The sequence below is a fragment of the Gluconacetobacter liquefaciens genome (assembly GCF_003350405.1).
Lineage (GTDB): Bacteria > Pseudomonadota > Alphaproteobacteria > Acetobacterales > Acetobacteraceae > Gluconacetobacter > Gluconacetobacter liquefaciens.
Map to the genome: position 1 here is coordinate 255,075 of NZ_QQAW01000002.1, position 20,146 is coordinate 275,220.

At 66.7% G+C, this 20,146-nt stretch carries 22 protein-coding genes and 1 tRNA gene; 20 read left to right on the forward strand and 3 right to left on the reverse strand.

Going from position 1 to position 20,146, the window contains the following annotated elements; all coding sequences use genetic code 11:
• The 8 genes from C7453_RS04415 to C7453_RS04450 all read left to right on the forward strand — a co-directional run bounded on the left by C7453_RS04415 (position 1) and on the right by C7453_RS04450 (position 8,416).
• On the forward strand, positions 1 to 1,176 hold the full coding sequence (locus C7453_RS04415; protein WP_211311021.1) for a M24 family metallopeptidase: 1,176 nt from the start codon (positions 1 to 3) through the stop codon (positions 1,174 to 1,176).
• Between the two features lie 70 nt (positions 1,177 to 1,246).
• Positions 1,247 to 2,170 (forward strand): dihydrodipicolinate synthase family protein, encoded by a 924-nt coding sequence (locus tag C7453_RS04420; RefSeq protein WP_114726326.1) that lies wholly within the window; start codon positions 1,247 to 1,249, stop codon positions 2,168 to 2,170.
• A 94-nt stretch (positions 2,171 to 2,264) separates the two neighbouring features.
• Complete coding sequence (locus tag C7453_RS04425; RefSeq protein ID WP_114726327.1) at positions 2,265 to 3,152, forward strand: NUDIX hydrolase; 888 nt, start codon at positions 2,265 to 2,267, stop codon at positions 3,150 to 3,152.
• A gap of 186 nt (positions 3,153 to 3,338) precedes the next feature.
• Positions 3,339 to 4,322, forward strand: a complete 984-nt coding sequence (gene nadA / locus C7453_RS04430; protein WP_114726328.1) for a quinolinate synthase NadA — start codon at positions 3,339 to 3,341, stop codon at positions 4,320 to 4,322.
• Positions 4,319 to 5,860: an L-aspartate oxidase gene (locus C7453_RS04435; RefSeq protein WP_114726329.1), complete on the forward strand. Its 1,542-nt coding sequence runs from the start codon at positions 4,319 to 4,321 to the stop codon at positions 5,858 to 5,860. The genes nadA and C7453_RS04435 overlap by 4 nt, the downstream gene beginning before the upstream one ends.
• Positions 5,857 to 6,714, forward strand: coding sequence for a carboxylating nicotinate-nucleotide diphosphorylase (gene nadC / locus C7453_RS04440; protein WP_114726330.1), 858 nt, complete (start codon positions 5,857 to 5,859; stop codon positions 6,712 to 6,714). Before C7453_RS04435 ends, nadC begins: the two co-directional genes overlap by 4 nt.
• A gap of 93 nt (positions 6,715 to 6,807) precedes the next feature.
• Positions 6,808 to 7,287, forward strand: a complete 480-nt coding sequence (locus tag C7453_RS04445; RefSeq protein ID WP_114726331.1) for a low molecular weight protein-tyrosine-phosphatase — start codon at positions 6,808 to 6,810, stop codon at positions 7,285 to 7,287.
• Between the two features lie 19 nt (positions 7,288 to 7,306).
• Positions 7,307 to 8,416: a PQQ-dependent sugar dehydrogenase gene (locus C7453_RS04450; RefSeq protein ID WP_114726332.1), complete on the forward strand. Its 1,110-nt coding sequence runs from the start codon at positions 7,307 to 7,309 to the stop codon at positions 8,414 to 8,416.
• Between the two features lie 69 nt (positions 8,417 to 8,485).
• Here C7453_RS04450 and C7453_RS04455 read toward each other — a convergent pair.
• The 3 genes from C7453_RS04455 to C7453_RS04465 all read right to left on the reverse strand — a co-directional run bounded on the left by C7453_RS04455 (position 8,486) and on the right by C7453_RS04465 (position 10,019).
• Positions 8,486 to 8,562, reverse strand: a tRNA-Asp gene (locus tag C7453_RS04455).
• Positions 8,563 to 8,704: 142 nt separating this feature from the next.
• On the reverse strand, positions 8,705 to 9,247 hold the full coding sequence (locus C7453_RS04460) for a carboxymuconolactone decarboxylase family protein (protein ID WP_114726333.1): 543 nt from the start codon (positions 9,245 to 9,247) through the stop codon (positions 8,705 to 8,707).
• A gap of 229 nt (positions 9,248 to 9,476) precedes the next feature.
• Positions 9,477 to 10,019 carry a peroxiredoxin gene (locus C7453_RS04465; RefSeq protein ID WP_114726334.1) on the reverse strand — a complete coding sequence of 181 codons (543 nt, stop codon included), beginning with the start codon at positions 10,017 to 10,019 and terminating at the stop codon, positions 9,477 to 9,479.
• 132 nt (positions 10,020 to 10,151) lie between these two features.
• On the opposite strand from C7453_RS04465, the gene C7453_RS04470 reads away from it, so the two are divergent.
• The 12 genes from C7453_RS04470 to lspA all read left to right on the forward strand — a co-directional run bounded on the left by C7453_RS04470 (position 10,152) and on the right by lspA (position 20,140).
• Positions 10,152 to 11,084, forward strand: coding sequence for a hydrogen peroxide-inducible genes activator (locus C7453_RS04470; protein WP_114726335.1), 933 nt, complete (start codon positions 10,152 to 10,154; stop codon positions 11,082 to 11,084).
• A 108-nt stretch (positions 11,085 to 11,192) separates the two neighbouring features.
• The gene (gene ykgO / locus C7453_RS04475; protein WP_012223099.1) at positions 11,193 to 11,318 is read left to right on the forward strand and encodes a type B 50S ribosomal protein L36; all 126 of its coding nucleotides are present in this window, start codon (positions 11,193 to 11,195) and stop codon (positions 11,316 to 11,318) included.
• On the forward strand, positions 11,319 to 12,032 hold the full coding sequence (locus C7453_RS04480; RefSeq protein ID WP_245948777.1) for a tetratricopeptide repeat protein: 714 nt from the start codon (positions 11,319 to 11,321) through the stop codon (positions 12,030 to 12,032). It begins immediately after the preceding gene.
• A gap of 114 nt (positions 12,033 to 12,146) precedes the next feature.
• Positions 12,147 to 12,818, forward strand: a complete 672-nt coding sequence (locus tag C7453_RS04485) for a regulatory protein RecX (protein WP_114726336.1) — start codon at positions 12,147 to 12,149, stop codon at positions 12,816 to 12,818.
• 11 nt (positions 12,819 to 12,829) lie between these two features.
• Positions 12,830 to 13,306, forward strand: a complete 477-nt coding sequence (locus C7453_RS04490) for a CHAP domain-containing protein (protein WP_114726661.1) — start codon at positions 12,830 to 12,832, stop codon at positions 13,304 to 13,306.
• A gap of 143 nt (positions 13,307 to 13,449) precedes the next feature.
• Positions 13,450 to 13,716, forward strand: a complete 267-nt coding sequence (locus tag C7453_RS04495; protein ID WP_114726337.1) for a twin-arginine translocase TatA/TatE family subunit — start codon at positions 13,450 to 13,452, stop codon at positions 13,714 to 13,716.
• Between the two features lie 40 nt (positions 13,717 to 13,756).
• Positions 13,757 to 14,383, forward strand: coding sequence for a methylthioribulose 1-phosphate dehydratase (locus C7453_RS04500; RefSeq protein ID WP_114726338.1), 627 nt, complete (start codon positions 13,757 to 13,759; stop codon positions 14,381 to 14,383).
• Positions 14,380 to 14,919, forward strand: coding sequence for a 1,2-dihydroxy-3-keto-5-methylthiopentene dioxygenase (locus C7453_RS04505; protein ID WP_114726339.1), 540 nt, complete (start codon positions 14,380 to 14,382; stop codon positions 14,917 to 14,919). The genes C7453_RS04500 and C7453_RS04505 overlap by 4 nt, the downstream gene beginning before the upstream one ends.
• 7 nt (positions 14,920 to 14,926) lie before the next feature.
• Positions 14,927 to 15,652 carry an acireductone synthase gene (gene mtnC, locus C7453_RS04510; protein ID WP_114726340.1) on the forward strand — a complete coding sequence of 242 codons (726 nt, stop codon included), beginning with the start codon at positions 14,927 to 14,929 and terminating at the stop codon, positions 15,650 to 15,652.
• Entirely contained in the window at positions 15,649 to 16,596 is a 948-nt protein-coding gene (locus C7453_RS04515) for a bifunctional riboflavin kinase/FAD synthetase (protein ID WP_114726341.1), read from the forward strand. Before mtnC ends, C7453_RS04515 begins: the two co-directional genes overlap by 4 nt.
• Before the next feature lie 119 nt (positions 16,597 to 16,715).
• Positions 16,716 to 19,607, forward strand: coding sequence for an isoleucine--tRNA ligase (gene ileS, locus C7453_RS04520; RefSeq protein ID WP_114726342.1), 2,892 nt, complete (start codon positions 16,716 to 16,718; stop codon positions 19,605 to 19,607).
• Positions 19,604 to 20,140, forward strand: coding sequence for a signal peptidase II (gene lspA / locus C7453_RS04525; RefSeq protein ID WP_114726343.1), 537 nt, complete (start codon positions 19,604 to 19,606; stop codon positions 20,138 to 20,140). The genes ileS and lspA overlap by 4 nt, the downstream gene beginning before the upstream one ends.
• The last annotated feature ends 6 nt before the right edge of the window (positions 20,141 to 20,146 follow it).

A 20,146-nucleotide genomic window follows, 5' to 3' on the forward strand; every position in this document is an offset into this window, starting at 1 on the left:
ATGATGGCAGCACAGGACGTCACGTCTGGAATGGAAGCGACGTTTACCCGGGACGAATTTACCGGACGGCAGGACCGGGCCCGAAAGGCCATGCAGAAGGCGGGCCTGGATGCCATGCTGGTGACCAGCCCGGAGAACATCTATTATCTGACGGGGCAGCAGACGCCGGGATATTATACGTTCCAGTGTCTGCTTCTGCCGGTTTCCGGCGAGCCGTCATTCGTCGTCAGGCAACTGGAATATTTCAATCTGGTCGCCAATACGTTCCTGACCGATATCCATCCTTTCGGCGATAGCGACGACCCGATGGCCGTGCTCAATGCGCTGCTCCAGCAGAAAGGATTGAAGGGCCGCAGGGTCGGTGTGGAGAAGAGCGGCTGGTTCTTTCCCGTAGCGGTCTATGACCGGATGGTTGCCGCCCTGGGGACGCTGCATGATGCAGGGGGCATTACCGAATCCCTGCGCGCGATCAAGTCGCCCGCCGAGATCGCGAAGCTGGCGCGTGCCGCGACTTATGTCGATGCGGGCATGAAAGCCGGCCTGGGCCAGGTACGGGCCGGTGGAACGGAAAACGATCTCGTCGCCGCCATGATGCATGACGCTATTGCCGCCGGTTCGGAATATATGGGGATGGAGCCTCTGGTTTCCGCAGGGCGGCGCAGCGGTGTGCCGCATGGCACGTGGCGCCGCGGGCCGATCGCGTCCGGTGACGGCGTCTTTCTGGAAATGGCGGCCTGTCATGACCGTTATCACGCGGCTCTCATGCGCACCGCATGGGTCGGGACGCCACCGGAGCAGGCGCGTGAAATGATGAAGGTCTGCCAGGACGCCCTGGCGGCGTCACTGGAGGCGATCCGTCCGGGAGTGACCTGCGAGACGCCGCATAATGTCTGCCAGCGCATTATCGATGCGGCAGGATATACGGAGAATTTCCGTAAACGTCTTGGGTACAGCGTGGGAATCTCGTTTGCCCCGGACTGGGGCGAGGGGGGTATCCTGAGCCTGAATGCCGGGGTTGAAACCGAGCTTGAACCCGGAATGGCTTTTCATCTTCCCCCGGCATTGCGGATCTACGGCCGTTTCACGGTCGGGGTCAGTGAAACGATCGTCGTGACGGAGACCGGCCATCGCGTGCTGGGAACGCTCGATCGCGGAATGGTGCTGCGTCCTGCGTGATCCCTTGCGGGTCCGATGCGCAAGTCGCCTTTGACCCGCGTTTTTTTCTTCTTTCAGGATAAATATATCAATGAAAACGCTCGAGGAGAGCCGTGCGCGCCTGCGCGGCCTGTTCAACATCACCATGACGCCGTTTACGGCCGACCATGCGATTGATTTTCCGGGGCTCGCGCGCAATGTCGAGCGCGTTCTGGACTTGGGATTCGATGGTCTGCTGATCGGCGGGACCTACGGCGAGTTTCCCGCGCTTTCCACGCAGGAGCGTGCGGATGTCTTCCGGCATGTGATGGATGTCGTGGGGGACAGGGTGCCGGTCATGCTGTGCGCGGCAGGGTCGGACCCGCGGGTGGTGCGGGAACTGACGGGCCTTGCCGGTGATCTTGGGGGTATTCCCATGGTGACGCCGCCTTTCGTTTCCGAGGTGACGGACGAGCAGATCGTGGCGTTCTTCCGTGAAATGGCGCCGCTGTCCCGAACCGGTATCCTGGTCTACAACGCGCCGGGGATCGGTATTACGCTTTCGCCTGCCACGCTGGAGCAGATCGCCGACCTGCCGGGAATGGTGGCGATCAAGCAGGGAGACCTGTCTCCTGCGGCAATCGATCGCATCGTGGGCCGGCTGAAGGACCGTATCCGCCTGTTCTGTGCTTCGGACCTGGCATTTCTGGGCCCGATGGCGGCAGGGTTCGACGGTATCAGCTCGACCAATAGTGGCGCGTTTCCGGAATTGCTCCTGCAGAGCTATCGCGCGATCGAGGCCGGGGACAGCGCTCTGGCGGGTCGGCTGCATCGGCTTTGGTACGAATTCCGTGCCCTTGCACGGCAATATGGCCAGCCTCAGACGGTGAAGGCGGCGATGACGATGCGTGGTTTTGACGGAGGGGCCGTCCGGCCGCCGTTGCAGGACCTGGACGCGCAGGAGAAAACGGCGCTCGCGTCTGTCCTGCGTGACATGGCACGGGACCCGGATTGTCGCCTGACACTGGCGGACTGAGTACGGTCCGGGTGGGGTAGGGTCGATAGAGTCTTTTCCGGAAGGGGGAGGGGATGATATGGCCCGGCCTCATGCCCTCTGAAGGAAACGCACCATGCCGCCGGAACTGATCGCGGTGCTGATCGCGGTCAGCGATGACCGGCCGATGGTGCTGACGCTGGACGGTGGTCGCCTGCTGCCGTCCGGACCGCTGGAGGCCGGCCATCGGTCGCTTCAGACCGGTTTGCGGCTGTGGGTTGAACACCAGACCGGTCATGCTCTGGGGCATGTCGAACAGTTATATACCTTTGCCGATGCGCCGGTGGATGGGGGACCTGACGAGCGGCGGGTCATGATTTCCTACCTGGCGCTGACCCGCATCCGCCGGGGGGAGCGTGGGTGGCGCGGCTGGTACGATTATTTCCCGTGGGAGGACCAGACCGCGCCCGAAGGGCGTGACCTGGTGGTGCGCATTGCGGGGCTGCTGGAGGGATGGGCCGGTCGTGCCCCGTCCGCCGCCAGGCAGGAGGCCCGGCGCCAGCGCGTGGCCCTGACCTTCGGGCTGGAAGGGTTGGGCTGGGACGACGAATTGGTGCTGCAACGCTACGAACTGCTGTGGGAAGCCGGACTGGTGCCGGAATCCGCTCCGTCGGGGGAGGCGGTGCTACCCGGCATGGGCATGGCGCGGGACGAGCGGCGGGTGCTGGCCACGGCGATGGCGCGCCTTCGGGCCAAGATCCGCTATCGGCCGGTGATCTACGAACTGATGCCCGACAGTTTCACGTTGCTGCATCTGCAACGCACGGTGGAAGCCGTGGCCGGCCAGCCGATGCACAAGCAGAATTTCCGCCGGCTGGTGGCCCAGCAGGGGCTGATCGAGGAAACGGGTGAGGTGGCGCCGGACACGCGGGGTCGACCGGCGCGGCTGTTCCGCTTCCGGCGTGAGGTGATCGGCGCGCGGCGGATTGCGGGGTCCAAGCTGCCGCTGGCGCGCGCTATCTGAGGGCGATGTTCACGGATATGTTTTCATAAGCCAATAAACTGGAACTGTGCCGTTTTTTTCGTGATGCGGAGCAGGCTGCTTGCCCTCATGGCTTGACGCGGCCTGTGGGCGGGTTGAACAGCACGAGTGCGACGTTATATAGCCGTATTATGCTCAACATGAGTATAAAGGTCGAAGGAGACCGTGATGTCCGAAACCCTTGCTGCTCCGTCTCAGCTCGACGCGCTTTATGATCGTGTCGCCCGCGTCGTCCCGCGTCTGGAGTGGGATCTGTTCGCCGACGATATCGCGGCCATCCTGGAGCTGAAGCGCCGGCGCAATGCGGTGATCCTGGCCCATAATTACCAGACGCCCGAGATCTTCCACTGCATTGCCGACATCCGGGGCGACAGTCTGGCGCTGGCGCGCGATGCGCAGGGGCTGGATGCCGAGGTGATCGTGATGGCCGGCGTGCATTTCATGGCCGAGACCGCCAAGCTGATGAACCCCGACCGCACGGTGCTGATGCCGTCGCTGGAGGCCGGGTGCTCGCTGGCCGATTCGATCACGGCCGAGGACGTGTGCGCCCTGCGCCGCGCGCATCCGGGCGTGCCGGTCGTGACCTATGTGAACAGCACGGCGGAGGTGAAGGCGGAAAGCGATATCTGCTGCACCTCGGCCAATGCGCGGCGGATTGTGGAAAGCCTGGGCGTGCCGCGGGTGATCATGATCCCCGACGAGTTTCTGGCCCAGAACGTGCAGCGCGAGACCGGCGTGGAGATCATCACCTGGCGCGGTCATTGCGAGGTGCACGAGCGTTTCACGCCGCAGGAAATCCGCACTTGGCGCGCCGACAATCCCGACGTGGCGGTGCTGGCGCATCCGGAATGCCCGCCTGCCGTGGTGGCGGAGGCCGATTTTTCGGGCTCGACCGCGGCGATGTCGGATTTCGTCTCCAGCGGTGCGCATCGCAAGGTGCTGCTGGTGACCGAATGTTCCATGAGCGACAATCTGGCCGCCACGCATCCTGACGTGGAGTTCGTCCGGCCGTGCAATCTGTGCCCGCACATGAAGCGCATTACGCTGCGGGCCATCCGCCATGCGCTGGAGACCATGAGCCACGAGGTGACGATCCCTGAGCATCTGGTGGCGGGCGGCCGTCGCGCGGTCGAACGGATGCTGGCGGCGTGACCGGTTTCGCCGCCCTGGCCGGGCAGCCGGTCATTGCCGGGGGCGGGCTGGCCGGTCTGGCGACCGCGCTGCTGATGGACCGGCCCTCCGTGCTGCTGTCGCCGGCCCCGCTGGGGCAGGATGCCGCCAGCGCGCTGGCGCAGGGCGGAATTGCGGCGGCGATCGGGGCGGATGATTCGGTTTCCCTGCATGTGGCGGACACGCTGGTGGCGGGGGCCGGGCTGTGCGTGCCGGACGCGGTTGCGGCGATTGTCGGGGCCGGGCCGGATGCGGTGGCGGGACTGCGATCGCTGGGCGTGCTGTTCGATCTGAGCGCCGACGGGGCGCCGGACCTGCATCTGGAAGCCGCGCATTCCCGCGCCCGCATTGCCCATGCGCTGGGGGATGGAACGGGGGCCGAGATCATGCGCGCGTTGGTGGCGCGAGTGCGGGCCACGCCGCGCATTACGGTAATGGAGGGTGCGCGCCTGCGGCGGTTGATTGTGCGTGACGGGCGGGTGGCCGGTGTAGAGATCGTGCGCGGTGGGGTGATGCTGACCCTGTCGACCGGTGCCTGCGTCATTGCCACCGGTGGGGTGGGGGCGCTGTTTCCCGCGACGACCAGCCCGGTGGGCGGGCAGGGGCTGGGACTGGCCTGCGCCGCGCGGGCCGGCGCGGTGTTGCGGGACATGGAGTTCGTCCAGTTTCATCCCACGGCGCTGGCCGATGGGCCGGCGGGGGCGCCGCGGGCGCTGGTCAGCGAGGCGGTGCGGGGGGCCGGGGCGGTTCTGGTGGACGAGACCGGCGCGCGCTTTACCGACGAGCTTGCACCGCGCGACGTGGTGGCGCGGGCGATCCAGGCGCATCTGACGGCCGGACATCAGGTGCTGCTGGATGCGCGGGCGGCGACGCATGGGGCGTTTGCGCAGCATTTTCCTGGCATCGCGCGGGCCTGCGCGGCGCGGGGGCTGGACCCCGACCGTCAGCCTCTGCCGGTGCGGCCGGCGGTGCATTATCATATGGGCGGGATCGAGACCGATCTGAACGGGCGAAGCACCGTGCCCGGCCTGTGGGCATGCGGCGAGGCGGCATCGACCGGGTTGCATGGTGCCAATCGGCTGGCCAGCAATTCGCTGCTGGAAGCCTTTGTCTGCGCGGGGTTCGTGGCGCGGGATCTCGATGCCGTGTCGTTGCCCGCGCCCGGCCCGGTCGGTGAACCGGTGCCGGATGAAGGGGACGGGGTGGGGCTGGCCGACATGCATGCCTGCCTTGGTCGCGCCGCCGGTATTTTGCGCGATGGGGCCGGGCTGGCGCGCGCCGCGCGGGCGCTGGTGCCCCATGTGGCCACCGATGATCGTGCGCTGGTGGGCGCGATGGTGTGTCTGGCGGCGCTGGAGCGGCGGGAAAGCCGGGGTGGCCATTATCGCACCGATTATCCGCTGACCGCCGCGACTGCCGTGCATTCGCGCCTGACGCTGGCGCGGACGTTGACCATGCTGGATGCGCTGTCGTCCGGCGCGCCTGTTTCCACTCCTGCCGATGGATTGACCGTGCCATGACCCCTTTGCCCGACCTGATGCTGGAACCGCTGGTGCGTGCGGGATTGCTGGAGGATCTCGGCTGCGGCGGCGACCTGACCACCGATGCGCTGGCCTTGCCCGGCCAGATGCTGCGCACGGCCCTGGTGGCGCGCCAGCCCGGCGTGGTGGCGGGGCTGGCGATGGCCCGGCTGGCCTTTACGCTGATGGACCCATCGGTGCGTTTCGAGGTCGAGCGGCCGGATGGCAGCGTGGTGGCGCCGGGGGACCGGATTGCGCGCGTAACCGGGCCGGCGCCGGCCATTCTGGGCGGCGAGCGGGTGGCGCTGAATTTTCTGTCGCATCTGTGCGGGATTGCCACCGCCACCGCCGGGATCGTGCGGGCCGTTGCGGGCACGAAGGCGCGGGTGTGCTGCACGCGCAAGACGCTGCCGGGGATGCGCGCGATCCAGAAATATGCCGTGCGGGCGGGTGGGGGGGCGAATCATCGTTTCCGCCTGGATGATGCGATCCTGATCAAGGACAATCATATTGCCCTGGCCGGCGGGGATGTGGCGCATGCGCTGGCGGCGGCGCGGGCGCGGGCGGGGCATCTGGTCAGTATCGAACTGGAAGTGGATACGCTCGACCAGTTGGCCCAGGCGCTGCGCGCGGAGGGAGCGGATGCCTTCCTGCTGGACAACATGACGCCCGACCAGTTGCGCGAGGCGGTGGCGATGGTGAACGGGCGTGCCGTGACCGAGGCCTCGGGCGGGATTACGCCCGATAGCGCGCCGGAGATCGCCGCGACGGGGGTGGATATCCTCTCGGTCGGGTGGCTGACTCATACGGTGCGGGCGTTGGATATCGGCCTGGATTATGAGGCGGCCGCCTGAAAATCGGGCTGGTGGCTCGACAGGCCGGCATATCCCTGTTCATCATGACCGGCAGGGCGCTCTGGTGCGTCCGCCGATGATGGAAGCCGCGCGATGTCCCTGCGTCCCGCCGTTCTGTTTGTCTGCACCGGCAATATCTGCCGTTCGCCGCTGGCGGAGGCCGCGTTTCGGGTCGCGGCCGGTCGTTATGGGCTGGAGGTGCTGGTCGATTCGGCCGGAACCGGCGACTGGCATAGGGGCGCTGCGCCCGATCGGCGGGCGCAGGCGGTGGCGCGGCGGCATGGGCTCGATATCGGCGATTATCGCGCGCGGATCGTCGGTGCGGACGATTACCGGATTTTTACCCATATCGTGGCCCTCGATCCGGGTCATCTGAAGATCCTGCGCGGTCGCAGGCCGATGGATTCGACGGCGGAGCTTTCGCTGCTGCTGGATCATGTGCCGGGGCGTGAGGGGCAGGGCGTGGCCGACCCGTATTACGGGGAGGCGCGGGCGTTCGACGTGACGTGGGACGATGTGCGGCAGGGAGCCGAAGCCCTGGCGCTGAAACTGGCCCGCGCAACGCAGGATTGACCGGCGAGGGAGACGCGCGATGACGCGAGTGGGGCTGATCGCCTGTCTGGGGGCCATGCTGGCACTGGTGATGCCGACCGTCGGGCGTACCGCGCCGCCGGTCGAGCGGCTGCGCCTGCCGGCGGGGTTTCATGTCTCGGTCTATACCGACCAGGTTCCTTCGGCGCGGGAAATGGCGGTGGGGGCGCGGGGCACGCTGTTCGTCGGCTCGATGACCGGCGGTGTGGTCTATGCGGTGACGGGCGGGCCTGAACGGGCGGCGCGGGTGCGGATCGTGGCGCGCGGCTTGACCATGCCGGTGGGCGTCGCGTTCCGCCATGGTGACCTGTATATTTCCGACGTGCGCGACATCGTGGTGCTGCGCGGGATCGAGGACCATCTGGACGACCCGCCGAAGCCCGAGGTCGCGGTCACGGACCTGCCGTGGCGGATGGGCGACCATGGCTGGAAATTCATCGCCTTCGGGCCGGACGGCAAGCTGTATGTGCCGATCGGGGCACCGTGCAATATCTGCGACGTCGGCCATCGTTTCGGCAAGCTGATGCGGATGAACCCGGATGGGTCCGGTCGCGAGGATCTTGCCTGGGGGCTGCGCAACAGTGTGGGGTTCGACTGGCAGCCGGGCAGCGGGGCGCTGTGGTTTACCGATAACGGGCGCGACCTGCTGGGGGATGATATGCCCAGTGACGAGCTGAACCGGCTGAACCGTCCTGGCGAGTCCTTTGGTTATCCGGTGTGCCATCAGGGCGATATTTTGGACCCGGTTTTCGGGCGCGGGCAGGATTGCCGCGATTTTACCCCGCCGGTGCTGAAGCTGGGCGCGCATGTCGCGGCGCTGGGGATGCGATTCTATCATGGCGGCATGTTCCCCGAATCCTATCGGGGGGCGGCACTGATTGCGGAACATGGGTCGTGGAACCGCAGCCGGCTGGCGGGCTATCGGGTCATGGCGGTGCGTTTTGGCCCAGAGGGCGGGGTGACGTCTTACACGCCGCTGCTGGACGGGTTTCAGGCCGATGAGACGCCCTGGGGACGTCCGGCGGATGTGCAGCCCCTGGCGGATGGCAGCGTGCTGGTGAGCGACGACCTGGCCGGTGCGATCTATCGCGTGACCTATAGCGCGCCATAGGCTGCGGCTTGCCTGCCGGCGTCGGGAGACTGGCGTCGCAGATCAAAGCGATGATGATTTGGGAAAGGGTGGCGCGAGTGACGGGGCTCGAACCCGCGACCTCCGGCGTGACAGGCCGGCGCTCTAACCAACTGAGCTACACCCGCATCGGCTTGGGGTTTGTGCCCCATGTCCGTGTGTGGAGGGCGAATTAACAAAGCCCGGCGATTCTGGCAACAGGCTACACGGAAAAAAATGACGGTCGGCGAAAAACCTGCCCGGCGCGGTGGGGCGCCGGGCGGGGGAAATTCAGTTCGCGCCGGCTTCGCCCAAGGCCTTGGCGGCATCGAGCGTGACGGCGATTCCGTGGACCGTGGCGGCGACCCGGACGGCCGTCTGGACCTGTTCGGCGGACAGGCCGCCCTCGCGTACCACGCGCTCGTGGCTTTCGACGCACATGCCGCAGCCATTGATGGCCGAGACGGCGAGCGACCAGAGTTCGAAATCCAGCTTCTCGATGCCGGGGCGGCCGATGACGTTCATCCGCAGGCGCGCGGGCATCTTGGCGTAATCGCCTTCGACCATATGCACGAAGCGGTAATAGATGTTGTTCATGCCCATGATCGCGGCGGCGGCCTTGGCGGCTTCGAGGGCTTCGGGCGAGAGGACCGATTTGTATTCGGCCACGATGGCGCGCGTGACGTCCTCGTTGCGCGCGGCGAGGGCGGAGGCCACGAAGGTTCCGGCCAGTTGCTGCGGCGTCAGGGTGATGTCGTTGGCCAGGGAGCTGAGATTGAGCTTCAGATCCTTCGCGTAATCGGGAAGGCGTTCCTTTAGCGATTCGATCGACATGGCGGCGTGACCTGCTGGGCGGAGGCGTCCGGGCGGCCATGCGGACGGTCGCGGGGAGGCTCCGGCGAATGAATAAAGGGAGACGGGCGTTTTCCGTCGTCGTTTATCGGCGCATCACCGTGTGGTGATCCGGCACCTCGTGGCGGGCGGGGCCCGCGTCCGCCTGTCCGGGCCCCGGACAGGCGGCGTGGTCCGGCCTGGTGGCTGGACCGTCCTGATCGGGAAAGGATCAGGGCTTCAGGAAGGCTTCGCCCTGCTTCCAGTTGCACGGGCACAGCTCGTCGCTCTGCAGCGCATCCAGGATACGCAGGACTTCCTGCGGGTTGCGGCCGACCGAGAGGTCGTTGACGCTGACGTGACGGATGATGCCTTCCGGGTCGACCAGGAAGGTCGCGCGGTTGGCGACACCGGCCGCCGGCGACAGGACGCCCAGGGCGGTCGACAGCTCGCGCTTGATGTCGGCCAGCATCGGGATCTGAAGGCCCTTGAGGTCTTCGTGATGCAGGCGCCAGTTCAGATGCACGAACTCGCTGTCGATCGAGACGCCGTAGACCACGGTGTCACGGTCCTTGAACTCGCCGGCCAGCTTGCCGAAAGCGACGATTTCGGTCGGGCAGACGAACGTGAAATCCTTCGGCCAGAAGAAGACGAGCTTCCACTTGCCTGCATCGGTCTTGTCCGAAATCTGGACGAAATCGCCCTTCAGCCCTTCCGGGCCGCCGGGGACGGCCGCGAGATCGAATTCCGGAAATTTATCGCCGACTGTCAGCATCGGTTTTGCTCCCTTGCATTAGGTGGTCGTGACCGTGGCCACAGAAGGCGGTCACGGCATGGGTTGTATCTATGGCTCCGAAGGCGATATCATGCCAATGAATAATTTATATCCAGATGATCGAGTGAGTCGATGACGCCTCTGCCTTCGGCCCAGCAACTGCGCTATCTGATCACTTTGGCTGAGATGCGGCATTTCGGCCGTGCGGCACAGGCCTGCGCGGTGACGCAATCCACGCTTTCGGCCGGTATCCTGGCGCTGGAACGGCAGTTGGACATTCAACTCCTGGACCGCAATGTGGGCAAGCGCGTGGTCTTTACGCCCATCGGCGACGAGGTGGCGGCGCGGGCGCGATTCGCGCTGGAGGCGCTGCAGGCCGTGCAGGACGTGGCCGATGCGTCGCGCGCGCCGATGACGGGTCTGCTGCGGCTGGGAGTGATTCCGACCATCGGGCCCTTCGTGCTGCCGGGGCTGGTGGCGCGGCTGCGCCGGCATTTTCCGCAGATCCGCCTGTCGGTGAACGAGGACCTGACCGGCAATGTTCTGGACAAGCTGGCCCTGGGCCGGCTGGACCTGGTGCTGCTGGCCATGCCCTGCCCATGCGAGGGGGCCGAAATGCTGCCCTTGTGGCGGGATGAATTCATGCTTGTCCTGCCGGCCAATCATCCGCTGACGGCGCTGGACTCGATTCCGGTGGAGCGTATTGCCGGCGAGCGGATGGTCCTGCTGGAAGACGGCCATTGCCTGCGTGACCAGACCCTGGCGCTGTGCCGGCAGGACCGGGGATGGACCAGCACCGAGGGCGAGGAGGAATTCGTCGTGACCTCGCTCTATACGCTGGTCGAGATGGTGGCGGATGGGCTGGGGATTGCGCTTTTGCCGCAACTGGCAGTGGAGTCGGGTATCCTGCGCGACCATCCGTTGGTGGTGCGACCGGTGACGGGGTGTCAGGCGTGGCGCACCATCGGGCTGGGCTGGCGTGCGCGCTCGCCGCGCGCAGGGGATTTCCGCCTGTTGGCCCCGCATGTTCGCCCACCGGCGCCGGATGCCTCGGTCGAGGGCTGAAAATACCGGCCGGAAGGGCCGAAAACGGGGGTGGATGGTTGACTCGGGGGCGCTCGACCGGTATTCGGCCCGTCTTCGCGGTTTACCGCCGCCAGTGAGGGTCGGGTCATGAAGATCAGAAACAGCCTGAAGTCGGCCAAGGTTCGTGACAAGGACTGCCGTGTGGTCCGTCGTCATGGCAAGGTCTATGTCATCAATAAGAAGAACCCCCGCATGAAGGCCCGTCAGGGCTGAATGTTGCGGGCGGCCTTGGCCGTTCCGTTCTTCTTTGGTGACGCGAAAACCCGTGCCTGCCCCTGGATTCCGGGTGGTTGGCGCGGGTTTTCGCGCGTACGTGTGCTGGCGGTGGCATGTTTGTGGCTGGGCTGTGCTGTGCCTGCGTGGGCCGATGCGCCTGCTGGGCGTGCCGCTCCGGCGCCTGCTTCTTCCGCTGGGGCGGGGCAAGAGACCCATCCCGACCCATCTGCGACTCCGGACCTGTCTGTTCTGACGGCTCAACTGGCGCGTGCGTCCTCCCGGGCTGCTGCGGCGGATCTGGAAGTTCGGCTGGAGCAGGCACGGCGACATGCACTTTCTCCCACCACCCGCCTGTTGCAACGCGGTGCCGTGGCGCATCTGGCCGAGGGCAAGGCGTTGAGTGCGGTCGAGGATCTGGACGATGCGCTGGTGTTGCAGCCGGATGTAGCGATCCTGTGGCGTGATCGGGCGCGGGCACGGCTGACGGCGCGCGACCTGACCGGGGCGATTGCCGACCTGGGTGTTGCTCTCCAGCGTGATGGGCAGGATGCGGTGGCGTGGCGGTTGCTGTCGGCGATCGAGGAACAGCGCGGCGACTGGCAGGCGGCCGAGCGGGCCTGGCAGCAGGTGATGGCACTCGACCCGATGGTGGAGGGCGGCCGCACCAAGGGTGAGCAATTGCACCTGAAGGCATTCGGCCGCCCGACCTGAGGGGCAGTGCTGCGGATATATGCCTCGCACATATGTCTGGGGCGTGGGTGTGAACTGCCCGCGTTGTGTGACGTAACTGTCGCGATTCCTGACATTTTATGGCATGCTGGCTGTATGAGTGATCAGGCCGTACGTGGAACGACGACGGGTGGGCGCCGGGCGGTCGGGCCGGTGCCGGATCGTGCGCTGCTGCGTGCGACCGCGCTGGCGCATCTGGCCCGCTTCGGCACGACCCGCGTCGGGTTGACGCAGGTGCTGGAACGCCGCGTGCAGCGCTGGGCGCGGCGGGCCGTCGAGGGCGGCGAACTCTCGGAAGAGGTGGAAAGCCGGGCGGCGCCGCTTGGGGCCGTGATCGCGCAGGTGGTGGCCGACATGGTGGAGCTGGGCGCGGTGGATGATGCGGCCTTTGCCGGGTCGCGCGCCCGGTCGCTGACGCGCTCCGGCCGGTCGCGCCGGGCGGTGCAGGCGCATCTGGCCGCGCGCGGGGTCGAGGCGGAAACGGTTGGAGCCGTGCTGGATGACGCGCTGGGCGAGCGCGGGCAGGATGGCCAGGACGTGGAGTTGGCGGCGGCGCTGATTTTCGCGCGGCGGCGCCGTGCCGGGCCGTTTGCCCCCGCGCGGGAGGGGGACGAGGACGCGGTTCCAGGTGACGAAGTGGCGGTGCGGCGCCGCAAGGTGCTGGATGCCATGGCGCGGGCCGGTTTTGGTCGCGCGACGGCCGAGGCGGCGCTGGATATGGACCCCGAGGAAGCCGAGGACCGGATCATTCGGATGAAATCGGCGTGACGGTTCGCGACATGCTCGTGCGCTGGCTGATGCTGTGCGGCCTGTTGCCGCTGGCGGCCTGCGGCGGTGGAAGCGGCCGGGGCTGGAACGGGCCGGTGCAGTGCGCGCCCTATGCGCGTTCGGTGACCGGGTTGCGGTTGAGCGGTGCCGCCGCCGGCTGGTGGCGGCAATCGGAAGGGGCGTATGCGCATACGCGGGTGCCTGCGCCGGGCGAGGTGCTGGTGTTCCGCTCCACCCGTCGGCTTCCGGACGGGCATGTATCGGTTGTGCGGCAGGTGCGTGGGTCGCGCGCGATCCTGGTCGATCAGGCGAACTGGGTGCCGGGGCGCATTGATCGGGGCATTCCGGTGGTCGATGTCTCGCAGGCCAATGACTGGTCTGCGGTGCGGGTCTGGTGGCAGCCGGTTCACAGCATGGGTAAAAGCGTCTATCCCACATATGGGTTCATCTCGCGCGACCTGCCGGATCGTCCGTCGCCGGACGCTTGACCGGGTGCGGGACGGGGCGCTTGCATGGCGGGCTTCCCGGTTCCATGTCTTATCGGGGTTCATGTGATGTCGGGATTGTCCGGGCGGATCGGGGTCGGTCCGGAAGCCGACGGCGCCACGGCGCGGAAACGAGGGTGTGTGTTATGGGTAGCTTGAGCATCTGGCACTGGCTGATCGTTCTGGCCGTCGTGCTGGTTCTGTTTGGCGGCGGCGGCAAGATCAGCACGCTGATGGGCGATGTCGCGCGCGGCGTGAAATCGTTCAAGAAGAACATGGCCGACGACGAGAGCATGGAAAACAGCAATCCGGGGCAGGGCGGCCATATCGCTCCGCCGGGGCCGGCGGCCGGCGCGCAGCGCGATGCCAGCTTCTCGGCATCCGGTCGCCCCTCTGGTTCCTCGACCCCCTGAGGCTGCGGCCCGGGCGAACGATTCAGGATCATTTTCCGATATGGACCAGATGACGACGACGGATCTGTGGGCCGGCGCGGTGCAGGATGTCATCGCCGCCGGCCGGCGGATGGACCGGTTTGGCTGGGTGCCGGCCACGGCGGGCAATATCAGTCGCCGCCTGCCGGACGGGCGGATCGCGATCACGCGGTCGGGCGGGCACAAGGGCTGCCTGACGCAGGATGGCGTGATCGAGGTCGGGATGGACGGCAGGGCCGTGCATCCGGGCGACCGGCCCAGCGCCGAGACCCTGCTGCATTGCCAGCTTTACGCGCATGACCCGGCCATCGGCGCGGTGCTGCATGGTCATTCCGTCGCTTCGACGGTGCTGTCGATGGCGACGGCCGATGGGGTCCTGACCCTGGCGGACTATGAGGTCCAGAAGGTGTTCGAGGGGCAGACCACCCATGACGCCAGCGTGCGTGTGCCGGTGTTCGACAATGACCAGGACATTGCGCGGCTGTGCACCGTCGTGGCGCCCGACCTGGGGCGGATGCCGGCGGGATACATCATTCGCGGCCATGGCGTTTATGTGTGGGGCGCCACCATGGACGTGGCTCTGGCCCGGCTGGAGGGGCTGGAGTTTCTGCTGGCCTGCGAACTGGAAAAGAGGAAGCTGCGCCGATGAGTCGCCTGACCGTCTATCGCGATGACGATCCGGGCCGCGTCGTGTTGCGGACCGACAGCGCGCCGGAGATTGCCGACACCCTGAGGGGGATCGGCGTGCGGTTCGAGCGCTGGGACAGTCCGGTGGTGCCGCCGTCCGACGCCTCGCCCGAAGCCGTGCTGGACGCCTATCGCCCCTATCTGGACGAGCTGATGGGGGAGACCGGGGCGGGATCGGCCGATGTGGTGCGGATTACGACCCAGACCCCGAACCTGGCCGAACTGCGCGCGAAATTCCTTTCGGAACACATCCATAGCGAGGATGAGGTCCGGTTCTTCGTCCATGGCTGGGGCAATTTCGTGCTGCATGTCGGCGGCAGCGTCTATGACGTGCATTGCGTGGCGGGCGACCTGATTTCGGTGCCTGCCGGCATTCCGCACTGGTTCGATGCCGGGATGGAGCCCGATGTGGTGGCGTTGCGGATCTTTACCGACAAGACCGGCTGGATCGCCCAATATACGGGCGACGATATCGCCCGGCGCTTTCCAGCAGCCTGAGGAGCGGATGACGGTGGCCGAAGCGGCGACGCATGCGGACGGGGGGATCGACTCCGTTCTGCTGGATATCGAAGGCACGACGATTCCGGTCGCCTTCGTGCATCAGGTTCTCTTTCCCTATGCCCGCAAGGCGTTGCCCGAGTTGCTGGCGACGCGCGGTGACGAGCCGGCGGTACGGGACGCCGTGGCCGACATTGCCCGGCTGGCGCCCGGTGTGGCGCCGCTGGTGCAGTTGAATGCCTGGATGGACCGGGACGAGAAGATCGGGCCGCTGAAGGCGTTGCAGGGGCTGGCATGGGCGGAAGGCTACCGCACCGGAGCCTTGCAGGCGGCGCTATATCCCGACGTGCTGCCGGCCTTGCGGCGCTGGCATGAAGGCGGCCTGCGGCTGGCGGTCTATTCGTCCGGCTCGGAGGCGGCGCAGCGCCTGATCTATGGCCATACGACCGAGGGCGACGTGCGCGGCCTCTTCGACGGGTTTTATGACCTGCGGATCGGCGGCAAGCGCGAGGCGGACAGTTATCGCGCCATTCTGGCCGAGGCCGGATGGGAGGCGGGGCGCACGCTGTTTCTCTCCGATATCGTGGCCGAACTGGATGCCGCCGTGGCGGCGGGGCTGCGGACCTGCCAGCTTGCCCGGCCGGAGGATGGCACCCGCCCCGGCGAGGGGCATCCGGTGGCCGCCACGCTGGATGAGGTGGCGCGCCTGTTTGCTTTGCCCGGCACGCCATGAGGGCGCATCTGCATACGGGTTGGCTGCATATCCCCGACGAGGCGCGGGGCATGGCGGCGGCGCTGGGCAATTTCGACGGGGTGCATCTGGGCCACGCCCATCTGTTGCACACGCTGCATACCGCGCGGCCCGATCTGGGGTTGGCGGTGGTGACGTTCGAACCCCATCCGCGGGAGATGTTCCGCCCGCAAGACCCGCCTTTCCGCCTGACCCTGGCCGAGGAGCGGCTGGCCGCCCTTTCTGCTCTGGGTGTAAGGCATGTCTTCCAGATTCCTTTCGATGCCGCCTTCAGCGCCATGACCGCCGAGCGGTTCGTGACCGAGGTGTTGCATGAGGGCTTCGGCCTACGGCACCTGGCCTGCGGCACCGATTTTGCCTTCGGTCATCGCCGGGGCGGCAATGCTGCCTTCCTGGCCGAGCGGGCGGAAGAACTGGGGATCGGGATGACCACTGTGCCGGCTCTGGCCGACGCGGGGGGGCCTTATTCCTCGACGCGCATCCGCAGGCTGTTGCAGGACGGTTATCCTGAGCGTGCGGCCGAGGAACTGGGGCGGCCCTGGGCGATCCGGGGTGTGGTGCAGCATGGCGACAAGCGCGGCCGCCTGCTGGGCTTCCCGACAGCCAACGTGCCGCTGGGCCGGCATCTGGAGCCGGCGCGCGGTGTGTATGCCGTGACGGTGCGGCTGCCGGGTGGGCAGGCGTGGCCGGGGGTGGCCAATATCGGTCGGCGCCCGACCATCAATGACGGGCAGGAAAGCCGGCTGGAAGTCCATCTGCTGGATTTCGAAGGGGATCTGTACGGCCAGACGCTTTCCGTCGCGCTGCATACGCTGTTGCGCGACGAACGGCGCTTTGACGGGCTCGATGCGCTGAAGACGCAGATTGCCGAGGATGCGGCGACTGCCCGGGCATATCTGGACCGCCTGACGCGGACGGGCGTGTGATCCTGCCTGCCAAGCTTGACCATCTGGCGTGCGGCTCCGCATAAGGTTGGGTCCGCGAGGGGAATAATCTTTCCGTCGCATCGTTGTTCATTGTCGTCAGTAGCCAGAAATTCAGGGTCATGACCGAGTCGAAGTCACAGGATCTCTATCGGGATACGGTATTCCTGCCGAAAACCAGCTTCCCCATGCGGGGCAGCCTGCCGAAGCGGGAGCCGGAGATTCTGGCGCACTGGGCGGCGAGCGGCCTGGACGGGCAGTTGCGCGCGCAGGCCGAAGGGCGGCCGTCCTTCATGCTGCATGACGGGCCGCCTTATGCGAACGGCAACCTGCATATCGGCCACGCGCTGAACAAGATCCTGAAGGATGTGGTCAATCGCGCCCATCGCATGGCCGGTTTCGCGGTGCATTACCGCCCCGGCTGGGACTGCCACGGCCTGCCGATCGAATGGAAGATCGAAGAGGAATATCGCAAGTCCGGGCGCGACAAGGATTCGGTGCCGGTTCTGCAGTTCCGCGCCGAATGCCGGGCCTATGCCGCGAAATGGGTCGAGATCCAGGCTGCCGAGTTCCGCCGCCTGGGTGTGCAGGCCGAGTGGGACGAGCGCTATGCCACGATGGATTTCTCCTCCGAAGCTACGATCGCCGAGGAAATCGGCCGCTTCCTGCTGAACGGGCTGCTCTATCGCGGACTGCGCCCGGTGATGTGGAGCCCGGTGGAGAAGACGGCGCTTGCCGAGGCCGAAATCGAATATCGCGACCATGAATCGACCACGATCCATGTCGCGTTTCCGTTCATCCACGACCCGACGCCGACCGGGGCGCTGCAAGACGTTTCGGCCGTAATCTGGACGACCACGCCCTGGACCATTCCCGGCAACCGCGCCATCGCCTTCGGGCCGGAGATCACCTACGCGGTGCTGCGCGTCGACGGGGTGACCGACAATGCGTTGCTGGAGCCGGGCGCCCGCCTGCTGGTAGCCGAGGCGCTGATCGCGCCGTTCTGCGCCGCCGCCGGGATCACCGAGCATTACGTGCTCTACACCATGCCGGGCGAGGCGCTGACGGGGGCGATCTGCGCCCATCCGCTGCGCGGGCAGGGCTACGATTTCGACGTGCCGCTGCTGGGCGGCGATTTCGTGACCACTGATGCGGGCACCGGGCTGGTTCACATGGCGCCGGCCCATGGTGAGGACGATTTCGCGCTGACGGTGGCGAACGGGATCGAGGTGCCGGAACTGGTGCTGGATGACGGGCGCTATGCCGACTGGGTGCCGCTGTTCGCGGGCGGGCATGTCTTCAAGGCGGCCGAGCCGGTCTGCGTGGCGCTGACCGAGGCGATGCAGAAGGCCAATGATGCTGGCGATGCGCCGGCCGGACTGGTTGCGCGCGCGAAGCTGGTGCATTCCTATCCGCATTCCTGGCGGTCGCGCGCGCCGGTGATCTATCGCGCCACGCCGCAATGGTTCATCCGCATGGATGGCGAGGGCCAGTTGCGCGCCCGTGCCCTGCGTGCGTTGGAAGACGTGACGTTCGTGCCCGCCCAGGCGCGCAACCGCCTGACCTCGATGGTTGCCGGGCGCCCGGACTGGTGCATCAGCCGCCAGCGGGCGTGGGGTGTGCCGATCGCGGTGTTCGTCGAGAAGCGGAGCGGCGAGGTGCTGCGCGATCCGGTGGTGATGCAGCGCATCGTGGACGCCTTCCGCACCGAGGGGGCGGATGTGTGGTACAGCGCGCCCGCCAGCCGGTTCCTGGGCAACGATCGCAACCCCGACGATTATGAACAGGTGTTCGACATCGTCGATGTGTGGTTCGAGAGCGGATCGACCCATGCCTTCGTGCTGGGGCGTGACGGCATGCCGTTCCCGGCCGATTTGTATCTGGAAGGGTCCGACCAGCATCGCGGCTGGTTCCAGTCCTCGCTGCTGGAAAGCGTGGGCACGCGCGGGATCGCGCCCTATCGTGCGCTGGTGACCAACGGCTTCGTGCTGGACGAGCAGGGCCGCAAGATGTCGAAGTCGCTGGGCAATGTGGTGGCCCCGCAGGACGTGAACGACTCGCTGGGCGCGGATATCCTGCGCCTGTGGGTGATGAATTCCGACACCAACGAAGACCTGCGCATCGGCAACGAGATCCTGAAACAGCAGGGCGAACTGTATCGCCGGCTGCGCAATACGCTGCGCTGGCTGCTGGGCGCGCTGGACGGGTTCACCGACGCCGAGCGCGTGCCCTACGAGCAGATGCCCGAACTGGAACAGTGGGTGCTGCACCGGCTGACCGAACTGGGCGCGCAGATCGACCGGGCGGTGAAGACCCATGAATGGGTCGGCGTCTATGCCGCCGTGCATGGGTTCTGCGCCACCGACCTGTCGGCGTTCTATTTCGACGTGCGCAAGGATGCGATCTATTGCGACGGCGCGGACAATCTGCGTCGTCGGGCCGCCCGTACGGTGCTGGACCAACTGCATCGTTGCCTGTGTGCATGGCTGGCGCCGGTGCTGGTCTTTACGGCCGAGGAGGCGTGGACCGCGCGTTTCGGCGAGGCCGAGAGCGTGCATCTGCAATACTTCCCCGCGCTGCCCGAGGAATGGATCCGCCCCGATCTGGCCGATCGCTGGATGACGCTGCGCGGCGTGCGCCGGGTGGTGACGACCGAGATCGAGGCGGCCCGGCGCGGCGGCATCGTGGGGTCGTCGCTTCAGGCGTCGCTGGAACTGAAACTGTCGGAGGAAGAGGCCGGACGCTTTGCCGATGTCGATTGGTGCGAACTGGCGATTGTGTCGCAGGCATCGATCACGGTGGAGCCGGGGGCGGCGTCGATCTTCCTGGCGGGTGAGGGCGAGGAGCGTGACGGTGGGGCTGTGGGTGCCCATGGCGCGCCGGTCATCTCTGCGGCGTCGGGGCATAAATGTGCCCGCTGCTGGAAGGTGCTGGACGAGGTGGGTAGCCAGACTGCCCATCCTGAATTGTGCCTGCGCTGCGTCGCGGTCGTCGATGCGCGGGCCGGCGCATGAGTGAGGCCGTGCTGGGGGGCGGCGCTTTCCGGCCGGCCCTGCGTTGCCGGGTCATCGGCGCGGCGCTGTTTCTGCTCGTACTGTTGCTGGATCAGGGCAGCAAATACTGGATTCTGTATGGGCTGGACCTGCCGAACCGGGTTTCGGTTCCCGTGCTGCCGTTCTTCAGTCTGACCATGGTGTGGAACCACGCCATCACCTTCGGCATGCTGGGCGGCATGGCTGGGATGGGGCGGATCGTCTTCACGGTCGTGGCGCTGGCGGTGGTGCTGGTGCTGACGATCTGGCTGGCGCGCACAACCCGCCCGTGGGTGGCCGCGGGGCTGGGTGCGGTCATGGGCGGGGCGATCGGCAATGTGATCGACCGCCTGCATTATGGCGCGGTGGTCGATTTCGTGCACCTGCATGCCTACGGGCACAGTTTCTATGTGTTCAACCTGGCGGATGCCGCGATCGATTGCGGCGTTGCCATTTTATTGTTCGACAGCCTGACCGAGCGGCGTGGCCTTGCCGGAACCGGGCAGGAGCGGTAGAAAGCG